Annotated in this window: 16 protein-coding genes and 1 pseudogene; 11 read left to right on the forward strand and 6 right to left on the reverse strand. The window is 43.0% G+C overall.

The annotated features are described in order from the left end of the window. Positions 1 to 11: 11 nt before the first annotated feature. From ACM0OZ_RS11775 to ACM0OZ_RS11790, 4 genes and pseudogenes are all read left to right on the forward strand, one after another. The gene (locus tag ACM0OZ_RS11775; protein WP_414583016.1) at positions 12 to 653 is read left to right on the forward strand and encodes an IS607 family transposase; all 642 of its coding nucleotides are present in this window, start codon (positions 12 to 14) and stop codon (positions 651 to 653) included. Beyond that, the gene (locus tag ACM0OZ_RS11780) at positions 654 to 2,129 is read left to right on the forward strand and encodes a hypothetical protein (protein WP_414583017.1); all 1,476 of its coding nucleotides are present in this window, start codon (positions 654 to 656) and stop codon (positions 2,127 to 2,129) included. Positions 2,130 to 2,562: 433 nt separating this feature from the next. Next, complete coding sequence (locus tag ACM0OZ_RS11785; RefSeq protein ID WP_414583018.1) at positions 2,563 to 2,838, forward strand: hypothetical protein; 276 nt, start codon at positions 2,563 to 2,565, stop codon at positions 2,836 to 2,838. A 19-nt stretch (positions 2,839 to 2,857) separates the two neighbouring features. Continuing rightward, positions 2,858 to 3,105, forward strand: a pseudogene (locus ACM0OZ_RS11790) (DUF4926 domain-containing protein). Positions 3,106 to 3,158: 53 nt separating this feature from the next. On the opposite strand, the gene ACM0OZ_RS11795 reads toward ACM0OZ_RS11790, so the two are convergent. The 4 genes from ACM0OZ_RS11795 to ACM0OZ_RS11810 all read right to left on the reverse strand — a co-directional run bounded on the left by ACM0OZ_RS11795 (position 3,159) and on the right by ACM0OZ_RS11810 (position 7,857). Beyond that, on the reverse strand, positions 3,159 to 5,627 hold the full coding sequence (locus tag ACM0OZ_RS11795) for a tetratricopeptide repeat protein (protein ID WP_414583048.1): 2,469 nt from the start codon (positions 5,625 to 5,627) through the stop codon (positions 3,159 to 3,161). A 102-nt stretch (positions 5,628 to 5,729) separates the two neighbouring features. Then, on the reverse strand, positions 5,730 to 6,149 hold the full coding sequence (locus tag ACM0OZ_RS11800) for a hypothetical protein (RefSeq protein WP_414583019.1): 420 nt from the start codon (positions 6,147 to 6,149) through the stop codon (positions 5,730 to 5,732). 242 nt (positions 6,150 to 6,391) lie between these two features. Beyond that, positions 6,392 to 6,625 (reverse strand): hypothetical protein, encoded by a 234-nt coding sequence (locus ACM0OZ_RS11805; protein ID WP_414583020.1) that lies wholly within the window; start codon positions 6,623 to 6,625, stop codon positions 6,392 to 6,394. A gap of 191 nt (positions 6,626 to 6,816) precedes the next feature. Then, positions 6,817 to 7,857 (reverse strand): NADP(H)-dependent aldo-keto reductase, encoded by a 1,041-nt coding sequence (locus ACM0OZ_RS11810; RefSeq protein ID WP_414583021.1) that lies wholly within the window; start codon positions 7,855 to 7,857, stop codon positions 6,817 to 6,819. Between the two features lie 553 nt (positions 7,858 to 8,410). Here ACM0OZ_RS11810 and ssuD point away from each other — a divergent pair. From ssuD to ACM0OZ_RS11825, 3 genes are all read left to right on the forward strand, one after another. Continuing rightward, on the forward strand, positions 8,411 to 9,574 hold the full coding sequence (gene ssuD / locus ACM0OZ_RS11815; protein ID WP_414583022.1) for an FMNH2-dependent alkanesulfonate monooxygenase: 1,164 nt from the start codon (positions 8,411 to 8,413) through the stop codon (positions 9,572 to 9,574). A gap of 155 nt (positions 9,575 to 9,729) precedes the next feature. Further along, the gene (gene ssuE / locus ACM0OZ_RS11820; RefSeq protein WP_414583023.1) at positions 9,730 to 10,293 is read left to right on the forward strand and encodes an NADPH-dependent FMN reductase; all 564 of its coding nucleotides are present in this window, start codon (positions 9,730 to 9,732) and stop codon (positions 10,291 to 10,293) included. A 312-nt stretch (positions 10,294 to 10,605) separates the two neighbouring features. After that, the gene (locus tag ACM0OZ_RS11825; RefSeq protein WP_414583025.1) at positions 10,606 to 10,827 is read left to right on the forward strand and encodes a hypothetical protein; all 222 of its coding nucleotides are present in this window, start codon (positions 10,606 to 10,608) and stop codon (positions 10,825 to 10,827) included. Positions 10,828 to 10,947: 120 nt separating this feature from the next. Here ACM0OZ_RS11825 and ACM0OZ_RS11830 read toward each other — a convergent pair whose 3' ends face one another. Beyond that, on the reverse strand, positions 10,948 to 11,211 hold the full coding sequence (locus tag ACM0OZ_RS11830; protein WP_073633435.1) for a hypothetical protein: 264 nt from the start codon (positions 11,209 to 11,211) through the stop codon (positions 10,948 to 10,950). Between the two features lie 1,505 nt (positions 11,212 to 12,716). Between ACM0OZ_RS11830 and pstC the strand changes: the two genes are divergently transcribed. The 3 genes from pstC to pstB all read left to right on the forward strand — a co-directional run bounded on the left by pstC (position 12,717) and on the right by pstB (position 15,511). Beyond that, entirely contained in the window at positions 12,717 to 13,658 is a 942-nt protein-coding gene (gene pstC / locus ACM0OZ_RS11835) for a phosphate ABC transporter permease subunit PstC (RefSeq protein ID WP_414583026.1), read from the forward strand. Between the two features lie 5 nt (positions 13,659 to 13,663). Next, entirely contained in the window at positions 13,664 to 14,566 is a 903-nt protein-coding gene (gene pstA / locus ACM0OZ_RS11840) for a phosphate ABC transporter permease PstA (RefSeq protein ID WP_414583027.1), read from the forward strand. Between the two features lie 114 nt (positions 14,567 to 14,680). Beyond that, on the forward strand, positions 14,681 to 15,511 hold the full coding sequence (gene pstB, locus ACM0OZ_RS11845) for a phosphate ABC transporter ATP-binding protein PstB (protein ID WP_414583028.1): 831 nt from the start codon (positions 14,681 to 14,683) through the stop codon (positions 15,509 to 15,511). Between the two features lie 26 nt (positions 15,512 to 15,537). On the opposite strand, the gene ACM0OZ_RS11850 is transcribed toward pstB, so the two are convergent. Then, positions 15,538 to 15,750: a hypothetical protein gene (locus ACM0OZ_RS11850; RefSeq protein WP_414583029.1), complete on the reverse strand. Its 213-nt coding sequence runs from the start codon at positions 15,748 to 15,750 to the stop codon at positions 15,538 to 15,540. Positions 15,751 to 15,822: 72 nt separating this feature from the next. Here ACM0OZ_RS11850 and ACM0OZ_RS11855 point away from each other — a divergent pair, with 72 nt between their 5' ends. Beyond that, positions 15,823 to 16,482, forward strand: coding sequence for a hypothetical protein (locus ACM0OZ_RS11855; protein ID WP_414583030.1), 660 nt, complete (start codon positions 15,823 to 15,825; stop codon positions 16,480 to 16,482). Positions 16,483 to 16,505: the final 23 nt, after the last annotated feature.

The raw sequence follows: 16,505 nt of genomic DNA on the forward strand, positions 1-16,505 counted from the left end.
GAGACAACGATATGGAGGACATTCAATCTGTGACTATCAGCATCGGTGATGCTGCTAAAGAATTAGGAGTTTCAGTAGACACAATTAGGAGGTGGGCTGACGCAGGAAAGATTAGATATGAACGCGCTCCAAGTGGACATAGACGCTTCTATTTAGCAGATATCAAACGAATTACGCCTCGTGACTTGAAGCAGTTAGATGACCGCATAACGATTAATTATGCGAGAGTTTCAAGCCACGACCAAAAGAATGATTTAACTAGACAAATCCAAGTTTTAGAAGCTTTCAGTGGCTCAAATGGTTGGCAGTTTGAGACCATCCAAGACTTAGGAAGTGGCTTGAACTATAACAAAAAAGGACTCCGAAAGCTTTTGACTCGAATACTCAAAGGTGATGTAGGCAGACTCGTATTAACTCATAAAGATAGATTACTACGATTCGGTGCTGAATTAGTATTTGCTATGTGTGAAGAGATGGAGACTGAAGTAGTAATCATTAATAAATCTACTGAGGAATTGAGTTTTGAGCAAGAATTAGTTCAAGATATGATTGAGCTTGTGACAGTATTCTCAGCGCGTCTTTATGGTGCAAGAAGCCGTAAGAACAAGAAACTAATTGATGGTATATCGAATGTGATTGACTCGGTGAAATAAATGGCAACTCTCACGTATGTTAAAGGTTTACCGACTCCAGCAGAAGAATTGAATAGTTTAGGTTTCACAGAGTTTGAGATGTTTCTGGCTGCCCTGAGTCCGGTATTCCACAAAGCAGCGTGTGAAACAGCCAACTATCTTCTAGCTGGAAACAACTTCAATAAGTCTAGCTGGAATACTTACTTACAAACGACTTACGGTATCTCTAAACGACACGCTAACGGTGTAATTAGCTATGCTCAAGGAGCGGTAGACGCATCTAAAGAACATAGAAAACGCCACATTAAGACATTAGAAGGTAAGCTAAAGTCTATTAATTCATGGATTAGTAAATCAGAAAAGAGATTAGCCGATTCCCAAAAGTTCTACAGCAAGAAGAATTGGCAGAAGTCTAAGACAGGTTGCAGGTTTACTCTGTCCTGCTCTCTTCAATTTGGTGATACGAATTGGAAAAACCTTCGCTTCCAAATTCACAACAAGAAGCGTCGTGCTTACCAATTAACTAAACAAATTGAGCATTTAAAAACTGCTCTAATTCAGGCAGTTATCCCTAAAGACCAAGTATTTGTAGTAGGTTCCAAGGATGAATCTTTTGGTAATCAAGTTTCTCAGTGGGATGGAAATATCCTCAAGTTTCGTGTTCCAGCCTGCCTGGAATCAAAATTTGGCAAATACGTACAAACTAAGTTAGGTAACTTTGACCGCAGAATTAATAGATTACCCAAAGACGGCTCTAAGACCTGGCATTTTTATCGTAAAGATGGTAAGTGGAACGCTGCCGTACAATTCACTCCAGCGCCAGTAAAGTGCATCTCTAGGCATTCTGCTTATGGCTGCATTGGGATTGACATGAATCCTGGCTCAATCGGCTGGGCATATGTTGACTGCAATGGAAACTTGAAACACCGAGGTAAGATCCCGCTACAAATGGGATTGCCGTGTGGTAAGCAGGATGCTCAGATAGTCGATGCTTGCTTGCAACTAGCAACGTTGGCAGACACGTTTGCTTGTCCTGTTGTTTGTGAAGAATTAGACTTTTCTACTAAGAAAGAACAGTTATCTGAATGTGGTAAAAAATATGCTCGGATGCTTTCTGGTTGGGCATACAGCCGTTTTTATGAGTTATTAGAAAGTATTTTGAGTAACCGAGGGATTTATCTTATGAAGGTGAATCCAGCGTATACCAGCGTTATTGGACTGGTAAAGTATGCACGTCAGTATGGACTAGCCAGTGATGAAGCTGCTGCGATGGCTATAGCCCGACGTGGCATGAGATTAACAGAAAATATACCAGCGACCATAACCGCCTATCTCTCCGTGAAGGATGGAAAGCACGTATGGTCGCTGTGGAACCAATTGAATAATCTGATTAAGAAATCTAGCATTAAGCGTCACAACTTCTATGCTATCTCTAACTGGGAGTCTTTGACCAAGCGATGGACAGAGCAATCTGTTCAAAGCAAGCCTCGGCATTAAAGATGATTTCTTGGAACATACACCGCCTAGTTCCCTCTACATAGATTTGAGTATCATTACCCAGATATGCGTAGATTTTTAGAAGCGGTTCAAATAAGTGTGCCATAACATTGATTCCTTCTTTACTATCTTTAACTCAGCATCGCTGGGTTATTTTCCATGTCATAAGTGAAGCGTAGCGGAACTTAGGGTACTTCACGAAATTCTTGATCCACTTATGATCATTAATCTTTCTTAGTTTAGTGTTAAATATAACAATAAATATAAGTAATATAACTAAGTAAAAATTTTAAAAAGAAAAACCCCTAAGCTATCACTTAGGGGGTATAAAACCACGACTGCATAGGGCTGGCACTCATATTGAGTCGTGCATTACAAGACCCGGTAGCTCACCGGTAAGAGGAGGTTTTAGCCTTGTGCCGTGTGATTTTTTGTGCAAGAACGTATTAACACCTACGATACTGCTCATAAAATTGGCGCAGTTGCCAAAATGCCAACTAATATTTATTTAAAAAATAACTCAAATGCTGTGAGCGTAAGCGTTGCTCCGGTTCAAATGACTCGCCATCTGTGCGATGGCACGGAGTGCCCGCGCCCGGCGCGATTGCCCAAGGGGCAGTGGCAAAGCCAATCGCGATTCGGGGCAGTGGCAAAGCCAATCGAACATGATTCTGATATTCCGAGATTAACAACCTGCTATCCTCTGTAATACCTGGAGGTGAGATGAGATGACAACCAATTCAATCAAATTGCTTGATGTGGTAGCCTTGACGGTAGACCTTCCCGAATACAATTTGTGGCGTGGACAAGTTGGTACAGTGGTTGAGATGTTGGCGGGTGGTACAGATGAGTGAGGTTGAGTTTAGCGATCGCCCCCTTGGGGCGGCTCATGAAGGAGCATCGCAACGGACGCACCTATGAATCAATTGGTTTGCGTCCAAATCAGATTATGGTATTGCACTTTGAGCCTAATTAACAGTTATCAGTTATCAGTTATCAGTTATCAGTTTTTTGTTCACTGTTTACTGTTCACTGTTCACTGTTATAAGACTGGCGATTATCACGTAAGAATTGCAAATTTTCACGGATAGTGATTGTGTTGGGATGATTGACTCCTAAGCTGCGTTCAGCAATTTCCAAAGCTTTGATGTAGAGTGGTTCTGCATCAGTGTACCGTCCTTGGTCAGAGTAGAGTAATGCCAAGTTGTTGAAACTGCTGGCGACATCCGGATGCTCTTCTCCTAGCAGGCGTTGGTATAGTTCCAAAGCTTTGATGAGGAGTGGTTCAGCATCAGTGTACCGTCCAAGGGAATAGTAGAGTGCAGCCAAGTTGTTGTAACTGGTGGCGACAGAGGGATGCTCATCTAAGAGCAGGCGTTGCCTTAGTTCCAAAGCTTTGATGTAGAGTGGTTCAGCATCAGTGTACCGTCCTTGGGAACGGTAGAGTTCAGCCAAGTTGTTGTAACTGGAGGCGACATCCGGATGCTCTTCTCCTAGCAGGCGTTGGTATAGTTCCAATGCTTTGATGTAGAGTGGTTCTGCTTCAGCGTACCGTCCTTGGTCAGAGTAGAGTGCAGCCAAATTGTTGTAACTGGAGGCGACAGAGGGATGCTCATCTAAGAGCAGGCGTTGCCTTAGTTCCAAAGCTTTGATGAGGAGTGGTTCTGCATCAGTGTACCGTCCTTGGGAACGGTAGAGTGCAGCCAAGTTGTTGTAACTGGTGGCGACAGAGGGATGCTCATCTAAGAGCAGGCGTTGCCTTAGTTCCAAAGCTTTGATTAAAAGTGGTTCTGCTTCAGTGTACCGTCCTTGGTCAGAGTAGAGTAATGCCAAGTTGTTGAAACTGCTGGCGACATCCGGATGCTCTTCTCCTAGCAGGCGTTGGTATAGTTCCAAAGCTTTGATGTAGAGTGGTTCTGCATCAGTGTACCGTCCTTGGGAACGGTAGAGAAGAGCCAAGCTGCCGTAACTGGAGGCGACATCCGGATGCTCATCTAAGAGCAGGCGTTGCCTTAGTTCCAATGCTTTGATGTGGAGTGGTTCTGCTTCAGTGTAGCGTCCTTGGGAAGAGTAGAGCAATGCCAAGTCGTTGTAACTGGTGGCGACATCAGGGTGCTCTTCTAAGAGCAGGCGTTGCCTTAGTTCCAAAGCTTTGATTAAAAGTGGTTCTGCATCAGTGTACCGTCCTTGGGAATAGTAGAGTTCAGCCAAGTTGTTGAAACTTAAGGCGACATCCGGATGCTCTTCTCCCAAACGGGATTGTACCACTGATACACATTGCTCTAACCACGGTTGAGCCAGCGCATACAAACCCTGTCCAGAATAAAATCTACTTAAGCCAACAAAAGCCCAAGGTAAATTTTCATCACTGACTGCATCAGTCAGATTTTGTGCCACCTCTGCTAAATGTGGAATAGCATCTTTGACTGATTCAATATCACGACGGGTTGGCGAGTCGGGAATTGTTTTAGCAATTGCGATAAAAGTTTCTGCAAAAGCACCTTTCAACTCATCGGCTTGTTCTGATGCTGCTTGCTTGACTTTCAAAAACTCCCGAATTAAGGGATGAATTTTGTAGGAATCATCTCTATATCCAGTTTTATCTTCCACCGATTGAATCAAATGGCGTTCGTAAAGTTGATCAAGCGCTGTTTCAACTTCAGTTGAAGCCCAATTGAGCATCTGTGTTGCAGACTCTACCCATTCCCAAGCAAAAATATCCGGTGCAAATAAGCTTAATAACTCACCGACACGCTGTGTCGTAGGATGGAGTTCCAGCCAACTTAATTCAAATGCAGCCAGAACCCCAAGCTGTGCTGTACTCAGGGTTTGTTGCAATTGCTGGTTTATGGCTTCATCTTGGAGTCGCTGCTGTTTCAGTCGCTCCAGCATCTTAGCTAAACTCCAATGGGGAGGTTTTTTAGCCAAATACCGCCCCACCAATTCCAAACCCAAAGGTAGATATCCCAGCCATTCACACAACTGTTTCGCTGTTTCCTCTTCCTTTTGCACCCGTCTTTCACCCACTAGCTTTGTCAACAATTCCAAAGCTTCTTCTGGTGACAGCACATCCAAGGATATCTCCTGAATATTAGAATCTAGATTTCGCAACCGTGTTGTCATTAACACACGGAAGCGATGAGCCGTTGGTATGAATTTTTGACAATTCCCTAAATCTGTGATATAATCCAAGACCACCAACGCTAGTCCTTCTGCTGGTTGCCAGTGCTGCCAGCACCAGTGTACCTGTTCGGTGAGACTTAGCTGTCTTCCTCGGAAATCCTGCTGCGGTACTTCCAGTTTCATGTACAACTGGGCAAACTGCACTATTTCTGCTGCTAAATCTGATTTTCTGGCATTTAACCAGCAAATACCACCAGGGTAATCATCTTCATGTATTCGTGCATATTGCATTGCGAGTTCGGTTTTGCCAACACCACCCATACCGGAAACTGCAGAAATTGCGACTGCACCTGGTTGCTGCAACTTTTCTCGCAGTAGGGAAAGTTCATGCTGTCTGCCAACAAAGTTGGCGGAGCGTTGAAACAGAATATTATTTGGGGGATTTGACTTTGCCCGTTCCCCTTCGGACGACTGCAGTCAGTTGAATGTGATATTATGACCACTGCCACCTTGAATCACTGGGGCATTGGTGTTGTTAGCATTGTTCTGTTGTGCTTCTCCACCATACACATTCTGAACATTCTGCCCTTGAATTTTCCCAATATTTATCTCTTGCTGAATTTCATGAGCTAATTTTTCTATATCAGCAGCAAACTCTGGTTGTTTAGCCATCACCGCTTGCAAGTACTCAGTCACCGTCCCTAAAGAAGCCTCAGAACCTTTCTCTGCTTCTACCAGTGCTGTTTCTGCCTGAAGATTTCCCCGAAATTTATCCCAAATCTTCTTCCGTAGCTCGTTTATCTTAGCAAGGGTTGCTTGCGTCAGATTCTTAATCGTCTCTCCAAAAGCTGTTTTGAAAGCAAGAGTGGCGATCGCACCAGCAGTCAGTGGCTCCATGTGCTACCTCGTAAGCGCGGTATTTTATTTATGATTACATCGTTCTTGTTCTCAATTGCGCAATCAAAGTAAAAAGTTGATAGCTGTCGTTTGAGCTCGTTCCCGGTTGTGTTTGGTGGTTCGGCTGTTGTCAGGTGTTAGGCTGCTCCTCTCCCCCTGCTGGTTCTGGGGGATTTTTGAGAAATTCTGTAACCCCCGGATTCATCCGTGGGGTATTCTGAATTCTGAATTCTGACTCCTTTTCATAACCCTAGTATTTTCCTCACCTCCGTGACAAATTGCCTAAGAATTTGAGGTAGGTTGGCGATTTCTCGCATCAGATCTTGGGGACTGAAACCAAAAGCCATTAAGATAACGACAATAACAAAAATGGCGATCGCCGTACTAATGGCTGTTTGCAGCAGACTCAGCAAAGCTCGGAAGACTAACCAGGCGACAATGAGTGCAGCAATGAAAATGATCAGGTTAGTTGGCATGGTTTTGCCTAGGTACATCGAAAGTTGGTAGAAGAACTATAAAGTATAAAGTATTTAGCCTTTATATTTCATCGTTCATCCTTTAGTTAGCAGCCAGTCTCGAATTTAGGACGGAGAAATCACCTCTAATACACCCGACTCTACTGTCTACTTATATGCTTGAATTTTGAATGCCGTACCTTATGAATTGTTTACGGTGCTGGGTTGGGATAACGAGTATGAACAGCATCCAACTCTACCAGAATATCTTTGTCAAGAACGACATTCACACTCTCGATATTTTCTTTAAGTTGTTCGATTGTTGAAGCACCGACAATTGTACTCGTGACGAACCAACGACTCCGAACAAATGCGATCGCTAGTTGTGCCAGTTTGATGTTATGTTTACGGGCAATTTCTGCATAAGCTGCTACTGCTTCATTCACATTTGGCTTGAAATATCGCTGTCCAAAGTTCTGAAACAGTGTGAGTCGTGTATTCTCTGGTTTTTTACCATCAATATACTTGCCTGATAACAAACCAAACCCCAAAGGACTATAAGCTAGCAAACCAATATTTTCACGATAGCAAGCTTCTGCTAAATGTCTATCAAATTCACGGTTGAGCAGATTGTAAGCATTTTGAATGGAAACAACTTTAGGTAATCCTAGCTGTTTAGCCGCGTGACTAAACTCAGACACTCCCCAAGGAGTTTCATTACTCAAACCCAAATAGCGAATTTTTCCTGCCTTAATTAAATCACCAAAAACTGTTAGCTGTTCAGCGATGGGAACAGTTTCACGCTCAAATTTTGGATTGTATTCTGTCTGTCCAAAGAGGGGAACAAAACGGTCGGGCCAATGGATTTGGTAGAGGTCGATGTAGTCCGTTTGTAAACGCTTGAGGCTATCATCTACTGCTTGCTTAATATTATCGCGTTGAATATTTGTGGCTCCTCTTCTCACCCATTTAATAGCACGACCAGGTCCTGCAATTTTAGTAGCGATAATTAATTGATCTCGCTGCTGCTTCTTCAGCCATTCCCCAATATAAGCTTCAGTTCTCCCTTGAGTTTCGCCACGGGGTGGTACCGGATACATTTCTGCTGTATCGATAAAGTTTATTCCTTGGGCGACAGCATAATCTAGCTGCTGATGGGCATCTTCAATAGTATTTTGCTGCCCAAAAGTCATGGTACCCAGACAAATTTCCGAAACCTTGAGGTCGCTTTCTCCAAGTTGGTTGTTCTTCATATTTTCCTAAAACACATTTCATGAAATGAAATATCTTTGCTTGTCTTTGAGCGAAGGACTGCAATGGAATTTGCCCTACAGCCTACAGCCTACTCGCATATTTTTCCTGGTTACATTCCCATTGACAACTTCAAAATACTACATTGGTTAACAAAAATACGGTAATTATACTGAATTAGTGGTACTTTGCACGATTGCATCGTAGCGCAATCATGCGATGCCCCTTCGGGGCTGCGCTCTGCGCCCGAAGCGCAAGGCGCGGCTCCCTATGCCTATAGCACGGCTGCGCCGAACGGGAGCATCGCGAAGCGAACATTCTTCATTCGGGTGGGGTTTTCCAAGATTTGTGGGTCATTGAGCGGACATCATATTAGATAACCATTGAAACAAACTACTTTAAACAGATATATTAACCGTAATTTTTTTCAAAAAGTCTTGCCTGACTTGAAAAGCTGTGCAATAGTTTTATGTTAATACTCCAATTAATTACGGTAAATGGGTCAATTTACTGTAGTATAGAATCAGCATTTTGCAGCTACTTTAAATAGGGATCATGCATCTTCTTTGGTTTATCCCAACTCACGGTGATGGGCGCTATCTGGGCACTTCCGTAGGCGGACGGTCAGTTAGCTTTTCTTACCTGCGCCAAATTGCACAAGCAGTAGATCACTTGGGCTTCACGGGGGCATTGCTGCCTACGGGTCGTTCTTGTGAAGATGCTTGGGTTTTGGCGTCAACTTTGGTCACTCATACCAGTCAGATGCGGTTTCTGGTGGCGATCCGTCCGGGGTTGATGTCACCAGGGGTGGCAGCAAGAATGGCAGCAACGTTTGACCGCATGTCCAATGGACGTTTGTTGATTAATGTAGTCACTGGTGGCGATCCGGTGGAATTAGCGGGAGATGGCTTGCACTTGAGTCATGATGACCGCTACAAATTGACGGATGAGTTTTTGACAGTCTGGCGGCAGATAGCGGCTGGTGAAGTCGCTAACTTCAAGGGTGACTATCTCGACATCCAAGAAGGCAAAATACTCTTTCAGCCTGTCCAGAAGCCTTATCCACCATTGTGGTTTGGCGGTTCCTCTGCCATAGCCCAGCGCATTGCAGCCAAACACGTCGATGTGTACCTGACTTGGGGTGAACCACCAGCTCAAGTTGCCCAGAAGATTGCCTCTGTTCGCAGACTGGCAGAAGAAGAGGGAAGGAAATTGCGGTTTGGTATTCGCCTACACGTGATTGTGCGCGAAACTGAGAGCGAAGCTTGGGAAGCAGCCAATCGACTCATACGGTATGTGGACGAGGAGGCGATCGCCAGAGCACAAAACGCCTATGCTCGTATGGACTCCGAAGGGCAACGACGCATGGGAGAATTGCACAACGGTAGCCGAGAAGCCTTAGAAATTAGCCCCAACCTCTGGGCGGGGATTGGTTTAGTGCGAGGTGGCGCGGGAACTGCCCTAGTAGGCGATCGCGATACCGTTGCTGCAAGAATGTTGGAGTATAGCGAGATAGGTATCGATACCTTCATCCTCTCTGGTTATCCCCATTTAGAAGAAGCTTATCGAGTCGCGGAACTGCTTTTCCCACGTTTACCGTTAGAGAATCTGCCAGTTGTTGAACAGCAGCAGGTTTTGAGTCCTTTCGGAGAGATTGTTGCCAATCAGGATTTTCCCACACAGCAGCACAAACAAAAGACAGCTACCACTGTGGATTAGAAATGTGGATTAGAAAACAGTGCTGAGTCGAATTGTAGAAAGTAGGAAAAAATTACTTAGTACTCAAAGAAAAAAAAGTTGCTCAATTCCTGGAATTTTCTTCGTAGCATATACTCAGACTCAGAACTTTTGAACGCAAAAAGGCTGAAAAAAATATGGCTAATATCTTAGCAATTGCCGGTAGTCCATCCCATCCTTCCAGAACCTACGGTATTCTGGAACACTCCACCAAAATTTTGCAGCAAGAAGGTTTCCAAACAGATATTATCTCTGTTCGGGATGTACCGCCTGAAGTTTTGGCGTATGGACAGTACGATAGCCCAGCCCTAGAACAACCGAAAGGACTTATAGAAAGAGCAGATGGTATTATCATTGCCACTCCAGTTTACAAAGCAGCGTATACGGGAGTTCTCAAAGCGTTTTTAGACTTGCTACCTCAAAGGGCTTTGTCAGGAAAAGTTGTGCTACCCATTGCTACCGGTGGAACACTCGCTCATTTGTTGGCAATTGAATATGCCCTTAAACCCGTGTTGTCTGAGTTAAAAGCACGGTACATCTTGGGCGGTGTTTATGCAGTAGACAAACAACTGCAAATACAAGATGGCACTCTGCAACTTGATCAAGAAATTGACCAAAGATTGACAGAAGCTCTCAAAGAGTTTGCACAATCTGTGAAGAATGTGCAACCTGGTGTCAAAGAATTGGCTCACACAAATTAATCCATAGCTGTTCTCCAACCACTTGCTTGTAGCAGGTGAAAGTTCATCTGCTACTTTTTTCCTTAACTTTTTTTCTTAAAATTTTTATGAACAATATAGACGTGAAGAACGCAAAGAGGATATAAGAAGTACATCTACTAAGAATCCTGATTTGCAGAGAGTTACAGCTTTGCTTTTGGTGATTTTGTCAGGCTTTAATATTTGCATTCGTTTGCGGAAAAATAATCCTCACAAAGTACTTGGGTTGCGAGAGTGAGGCTCTTAGGTTGTGTAGCGCTTTCGGGCGCTCAATTTTCTGAATAGGAGAATGAAATGTGGTTTGAGCCCATAGAACGAGAAATCTCAGATGGTGAACCTTGGGCAGAATATTCAATGAACCGGATGCAGTGGGGCGGCGAAAGGCGCGACTGCTGGGAACTCAACAGCAGTAGTGAAAAACAACCTTCTAAACGTTGGTTTAGAATACAAAATTTCAAATTTTTGCAGAATATTCCTTGGGTAAAAACTCAGAGTCGTCAGGAAGATTTGTTGTGAGTTAACACTCGCAAGGCTCGTTCAAATTTTACGGTGAGTGCCAAAGGTACAGGCTGGGCGATCGCTCATGTGGACAAAAAGCCAAGAGATTCTAGGCTCAACGTCGAGACTTGATTAAATTTAGTCGTCTTTTTGTCCTTCATCCGTCGGCAAAGGATTTTCGCCAATTCTGAGCTGCTTGTTTAAAAGTTCTAGCTGTTGCCAAAGTGCTTCAATTTGTTGATACGCTTCTTCTGAAGAGAGTTTCCCACCGGTGTGAAGGCTAACGATGTAACCAATTTGTTGGGCAAATTTCTGTAAATTTGCGTTAAAGATCAGGTTTTCCGGCTTATTGTGACCGTAATAACGGCTACGAGGATAGAGAAATTCATCCTTGTCTGTCATTCTTCCCTAGCTACAATCTGAGATGTTTGTCTTAACTTCTTATTAACCTCTAATTAAACAGCTCTTTACACAACCTTCTTCAGTCTGAGATTGGGAAGTCAAGATGAGACGAGCGACGATGCAATAACTGTACCGCTCTTTGCACAAGCGCCATCAACTTGCTTTAGGCTGTATTAAGTTAGAGTTGTATTGGGCTACAATGTCCTAAACCAAAATTGCCTAGAGCTAGCTCATACCCACGCTTGGTATGAGTTGTCATTGACACCGCAATTTAAATGTAAAGTTCTTTAAATAACTACGGTAATCCCTTCTATCTTCTGTAAGATTAAGATGAAGTTAAGTTAAATTGTCATTTAGCTTCAGTCAATAGTTCAGAATACAGTAGCGTATAGATCACTCAGATTGAACTCAACAGTCCTAATTGACACCTAAATAGCGCTGCTAGCCCCAGTTAGTAGTCGGGTAGTCTTGTGTTGCTCTAAATTTCAACAAAAGCTTGACATCAAAGCGTTAATATGTATTTTCGAGGCAAAAATCTGCTTTTCTAAATATTTCTCATCATAGATAAATACAGATGTAATTCAAGAAATTATATGTATCTATTTATGATTAAAAATTTTAGTAAATTAAATGACTTAATATTTGAAACCACCAGTCACCCCTTCGGGGAAGTCAAAAGTCAAAAGTCAAAAGTCAAAAGTGAAGACCCCACGGATGAATCCAGGGGCTTGAATAAAGTTGCTCCGCATTTTTTATTCTCCAGAAATAAATTTCGGGGCTTGTATCCTTTTCTTTTTCGGTCACTCCCTTGCTCTTGCAAGAAATCTTAAGAGAGAAATAGCTATGGATTTGTAACTATATCCAAAAGGGTAGAGGAGTCAATTTTATTTAGTCTAACTTAATGTTACCAAAACATTACAAAAGTTAGATTTTTCACTACTTACCATATGATACTATTATAACTACTTAAATACGGTATATCTATAGAAATGTAGTATATTTTTTTGCAGGCAATGATGAAACTGCACTTCGTTATGTTGGAATTTGTGACTACATAGCGAATAAAAATAAGCTGCGCTGATTTGCCATACAAAATATAAAAGGAAATTCTGAAACACCACCGTCAAAAGTAACTCAAAAGTTTTAAACTGCTTTGTCTCGTCTTTTCTACTTATCTATGTCAGCAAGTATGTCAGCAAGTCTACTTTAGATAACAAGCTAGCAGTGAGAGAATTTGTTGGTTTGTACTTAGCCAATTCTTTAGCCAATTCTAAAAGGTGTGTCAGGGGTACTGGTTATGTTGAACTAACAGATAAGGGTTATGTCAAGACAAAACATTGCTTCGTAAGAATTCGGGTGACAAGTTCAAAGATGCAAAACCTGGTCAGGCAATTACAAAATATCTTTAACAGTAATCAGCTATCAGTTATCATTTTTCTACTCTTTATTCCTGATGGCTGTTCACTGTTTACTCATGACTGTTCACTATTTATTGATGACTGATTATGCAGGGCGCAAATTATCGAGACGAGTCTCATCAAGGTTACGAACGTTCACTGGAAAAGAACGCATCTGAAGATATTCAGGAAAAAATTGTCGCAGCGATTTTATTTTGTTGCGCTTTGGTTTCCGTCCTTACAACCTTTGGGATTGTTGCAATTATCTTTCAGGTAGCGTTTGAGTTTTTCCAAGAGGTTTCGTTTGCGAAGTTCTTTCTGGATACCGAATGGACACCTCTGTTTGCAGAGCGACATTTTGGAATTTGGCCCTTGATTAATGGCACTTTACTGACTACAGTTATTGCCATGGCTGTTGCCATTCCTCTAGGTTTATCCTCAGCTATCTATTTAAGTGAGTACGCCCAACCCAAGGTAGCAGCGATTTTACGCCCAGCCGTGGAACTGCTGGCGGGGGTACCTACGGTTGTTTACGGTTACTTCGCTCTGTTGTTTGTAACACCTTTTCTGCGGAGTTTTGTCCCATTGGAACTCTTCAACGCTTTGAGTGCTGGGTTGATGATGGGAGTTATGATTATGCCCACTGTTGGTTCTATCAGCTTAGATGCGATAAGAGCTGTTCCTCGCTCTTTGCGGGAAGGAGCTTACTCGTTGGGAATCACTAAACTCGAATCTATATTCAGAATTGTCCTTCCTGCGGCTCTTTCTGGAATTATTGCCTCAATTATTTTGGGAGTTTCTCGAGCTGTGGGTGAAACAATGACTGTTGTTATCGCCGCAGGACAGCAGCCCAAAATGACTCTGAATTTTCTGGAGTCAGTAGAAACAATGACAGCTTACATGGCTCAGATTTCAGGCGGAGATAGTCCTCGTGGCAGTCTTAACTACAAGACTTTATATGCTGTAGGAGCTGTTCTGTTTTTGATTACTTTGGCTTTAAACATTTTCAGTAATTGGATTGCTAAACGTTATAAGGAAAAGTACGAGTAATAGGCATGGCAACTTCGATTTCTCCGAATGATTTTAATCAAGAATCAGAAGATTTTACTCAGAATATAGAACGAAGAGAAACCATCGGCAAAATCTTTGAATATTTATTTTTGCTTGGTTTGCTCATTGGTTTATTCGTTCTTGCTCTCCTCATTTTTGATATTTGCAGAGATGGATTAGCTAGATTTTTGAGTCCTGGTTTTTTGACTGAAAATCCTTCCCGTTTCGCCGATAGAGGCGGTATTCTTCCTGCTCTTGTCAGCAGCGTTCTTTTGGGAGTCGTAGTCATTTTGGTTTCAGTCCCAATTGGCGTAGGAGCAGCTTTATATCTCGAAGAATACGCACCGCAAACCTGGTGGAATAGTATTATCGAGATTAACATTAGCAATTTGGCTGGAGTCCCTTCAATTGTTTATGGATTGCTAGGTTTAGGCGTTTTCAATTATCTTTTGGGCTTTGGTCCGGCTTTGATTTCTGGGGCGCTCACTTTGTCCTTGCTGTCTTTACCAGTCATTATTGTCACATCCAGAGAAGCAATTCGAGCCGTTCCAGATTCTCTAAGAAATGCTTCCTACGGGTTAGGTATAACTAAATGGCAAACTATTAGCAATCATGTCTTACCTTATGCTGTTCCAGGTATCCTAACTGGAGTGATTATTTCAGTCTCTCGTGCAATTGGTGATGCCGCATCTTTGATTGTCGTGGGTGCTGTCAGTTTCCTGACATTTAACCCTGGTTTGTTCCAACGATTTATGGCATTGCCGATCCAAATTTATTCCTACATCAGTCGTCCTGAACCAGGCTTTTCCAACGCAGCAGCAGCGACAATTATTGTGTTGATGCTTGTCATTTTGGTGCTAAATGGAGCAGCTATTTATATCCGGCAACGTTTCTCAATAGATCGATGAACTTTGCCTATATTTTGTCAATTGTCCTTTTTCATTTGTAAATACAAATGAAAAATGATAAAGGACGAGGGACTTCTTGCAAACTTGCTTAACACACATTAGGAAACACAAAATATGACCTACAACAACGCCAGAAGCAAACAAAGTAGCGCCACCCAAAGCAGAGGAGATGATGCAGTTTTTCATGCTGAGGGTGTGAAGGTTTTCTACAGCGGATTTATGGCGCTTCAAGAAGTCCATATAGAAATCCCTGAAAGACAAATTGTCGCCTTTATTGGACCTTCAGGATGTGGGAAAAGTACCCTGCTGCGTTGCTTTAACCGAATGAATGATTTGATCCCCGGCGCTCACGTTGAGGGTAGGCTGCATTACCGAAATAAAAATATTTACGATCCCAAGATTAATTCGGTAAAGTTGCGTCGTCAAGTTGGAATGGTTTTCCAAAGACCAAACCCTTTTCCGAAGTCAATCTACGAAAACATCTCCTTTGCACCACGTACAAATGGTTACAAAGGTAATATGGATGAACTGGTGGAGCAATCATTACGCCAAGCTGCTCTTTGGGATGAGGTGAAAGACAAACTCAAAGACAAGGGTACAGCGTTATCTGGAGGACAACAGCAACGGCTTTGTATTGCACGGGCGATCGCCATGAAGCCAGATGTCCTATTGATGGATGAACCCTGTTCTGCTCTCGATCCGATTTCCACTCGTCAAGTTGAAGAACTTTGCCTTGAACTCAAGGAACAATACACCATCATCATGGTGACTCATAATATGCAGCAAGCTTCACGAGTAGCAGATTTGACTGCCTTCTTCAACACCGAAATAGACGAGCATGGCAAACGTAGGGGAAGATTAGTTGAATTCAGTCCTACCGAGCAAATGTTTAATACTCCTGCGACAAGGGAGGCTGCGGAATATATCAGCGGACGTTTTGGTTAAGATCTAGAACGCACATGATCCCACCCCTAACCCCTCTCCGGATGCGGAGAGGGGTATTTTGGCGTCAACCACTGACCGGGGTTAGGCGATTGCGCTCCGCGCAGTGCCGTAAGTCCTGCGGACAGGCTGCGCAAGAGCGTAAGCTCCCACTGGGTGAAGGCACGCGGAGCGTCTGGGCTACTGAGAAGGCGATCGCAACAAACAGGAAAAATTGACAAAACTATCAAAAGATTATTCATTGCAACCTGCTCTTGAGTGTTTGTAAGCTTCTGGTATTAGATGTTGCGTTATTGTAAAAGTCGATACTTCTAATGCAAGTAATACTCCGCTCATACACTGCAAGGCTTGTTCCAGTCACTCTCATGTTACTTGGTTTCGGACTGGGTGGTGGGAGGGCAACCGCACAAACTTCCTATCCAATTAGTTCCTACTATGACACCACAATCTACGTTACGCCGATAACTTCGGACGTTTCACAAGTCATTGAATCAGGTATCAGTGCTGACGCACCTTATGGTCTAAACCAATACGACGGACTAACCTACTCCAAAACCAACCCTACCACAGGCGAACTCACCTTTAACATAGACCCAACGACATTTGGCTTACAGGATTTACCACTAGGCTATATCACCTTTGGAAGCGGCACTAACAAGGTATTTGGGACGAGTGACGCTACCACTACAATTGACTTGGTAAACCTGACATCATCGGGTTCTGGTAGTGTGGATATCACTGGTGGTGAAGGCATATTCAAAAATGCTACGGGCAGGCTCCTCTTTACAGAAGAGGACATCATTATTCCGGGAGAAATTACCACCACCTTAAAAGGTCGAGCTTTAGTATATGGCTCCATCAATACCTTAAAAACAGTTCCAGAACCGAAAACTACCACAACGCTAATTGGTATAGGCATGATTGGAGCAGGTTTCTTGGTACGCCGACATCGTCTAAAATCCGCTTCCTGCTAACAATGAAAAAAATCACAGCTTCC

This window comes from Scytonema sp. PCC 10023 (assembly GCF_963920835.1).
Lineage (GTDB): Bacteria > Cyanobacteriota > Cyanobacteriia > Cyanobacteriales > Nostocaceae > Kalymmatonema.

Bases quoted from the DNA above. Each gene is read 5' to 3' on its own strand.
- pstB (WP_414583028.1), top strand. From the start codon at position 14,681: ATGACCTACAACAACGCCAGAAGCAAACAAAGTAGCGCCACCCAAAGC.
- ACM0OZ_RS11850 (WP_414583029.1), bottom strand. From the start codon at position 15,750: ATGAATAATCTTTTGATAGTTTTGTCAATTTTTCCTGTTTGTTGCGAT.
- ACM0OZ_RS11825 (WP_414583025.1), top strand. From the start codon at position 10,606: ATGTGGTTTGAGCCCATAGAACGAGAAATCTCAGATGGTGAACCTTGG.
- ACM0OZ_RS11810 (WP_414583021.1), bottom strand. From the start codon at position 7,857: ATGAAGAACAACCAACTTGGAGAAAGCGACCTCAAGGTTTCGGAAATT.
- ACM0OZ_RS11805 (WP_414583020.1), bottom strand. From the start codon at position 6,625: ATGCCAACTAACCTGATCATTTTCATTGCTGCACTCATTGTCGCCTGG.
- ACM0OZ_RS11780 (WP_414583017.1), top strand. From the start codon at position 654: ATGGCAACTCTCACGTATGTTAAAGGTTTACCGACTCCAGCAGAAGAA.
- pstA (WP_414583027.1), top strand. From the start codon at position 13,664: ATGGCAACTTCGATTTCTCCGAATGATTTTAATCAAGAATCAGAAGAT.
- ACM0OZ_RS11830 (WP_073633435.1), bottom strand. From the start codon at position 11,211: ATGACAGACAAGGATGAATTTCTCTATCCTCGTAGCCGTTATTACGGT.
- ACM0OZ_RS11855 (WP_414583030.1), top strand. From the start codon at position 15,823: ATGCAAGTAATACTCCGCTCATACACTGCAAGGCTTGTTCCAGTCACT.
- ssuD (WP_414583022.1), top strand. From the start codon at position 8,411: ATGCATCTTCTTTGGTTTATCCCAACTCACGGTGATGGGCGCTATCTG.
- ssuE (WP_414583023.1), top strand. From the start codon at position 9,730: ATGGCTAATATCTTAGCAATTGCCGGTAGTCCATCCCATCCTTCCAGA.
- pstC (WP_414583026.1), top strand. From the start codon at position 12,717: ATGCAGGGCGCAAATTATCGAGACGAGTCTCATCAAGGTTACGAACGT.
- ACM0OZ_RS11800 (WP_414583019.1), bottom strand. From the start codon at position 6,149: ATGGAGCCACTGACTGCTGGTGCGATCGCCACTCTTGCTTTCAAAACA.
- ACM0OZ_RS11775 (WP_414583016.1), top strand. From the start codon at position 12: ATGGAGGACATTCAATCTGTGACTATCAGCATCGGTGATGCTGCTAAA.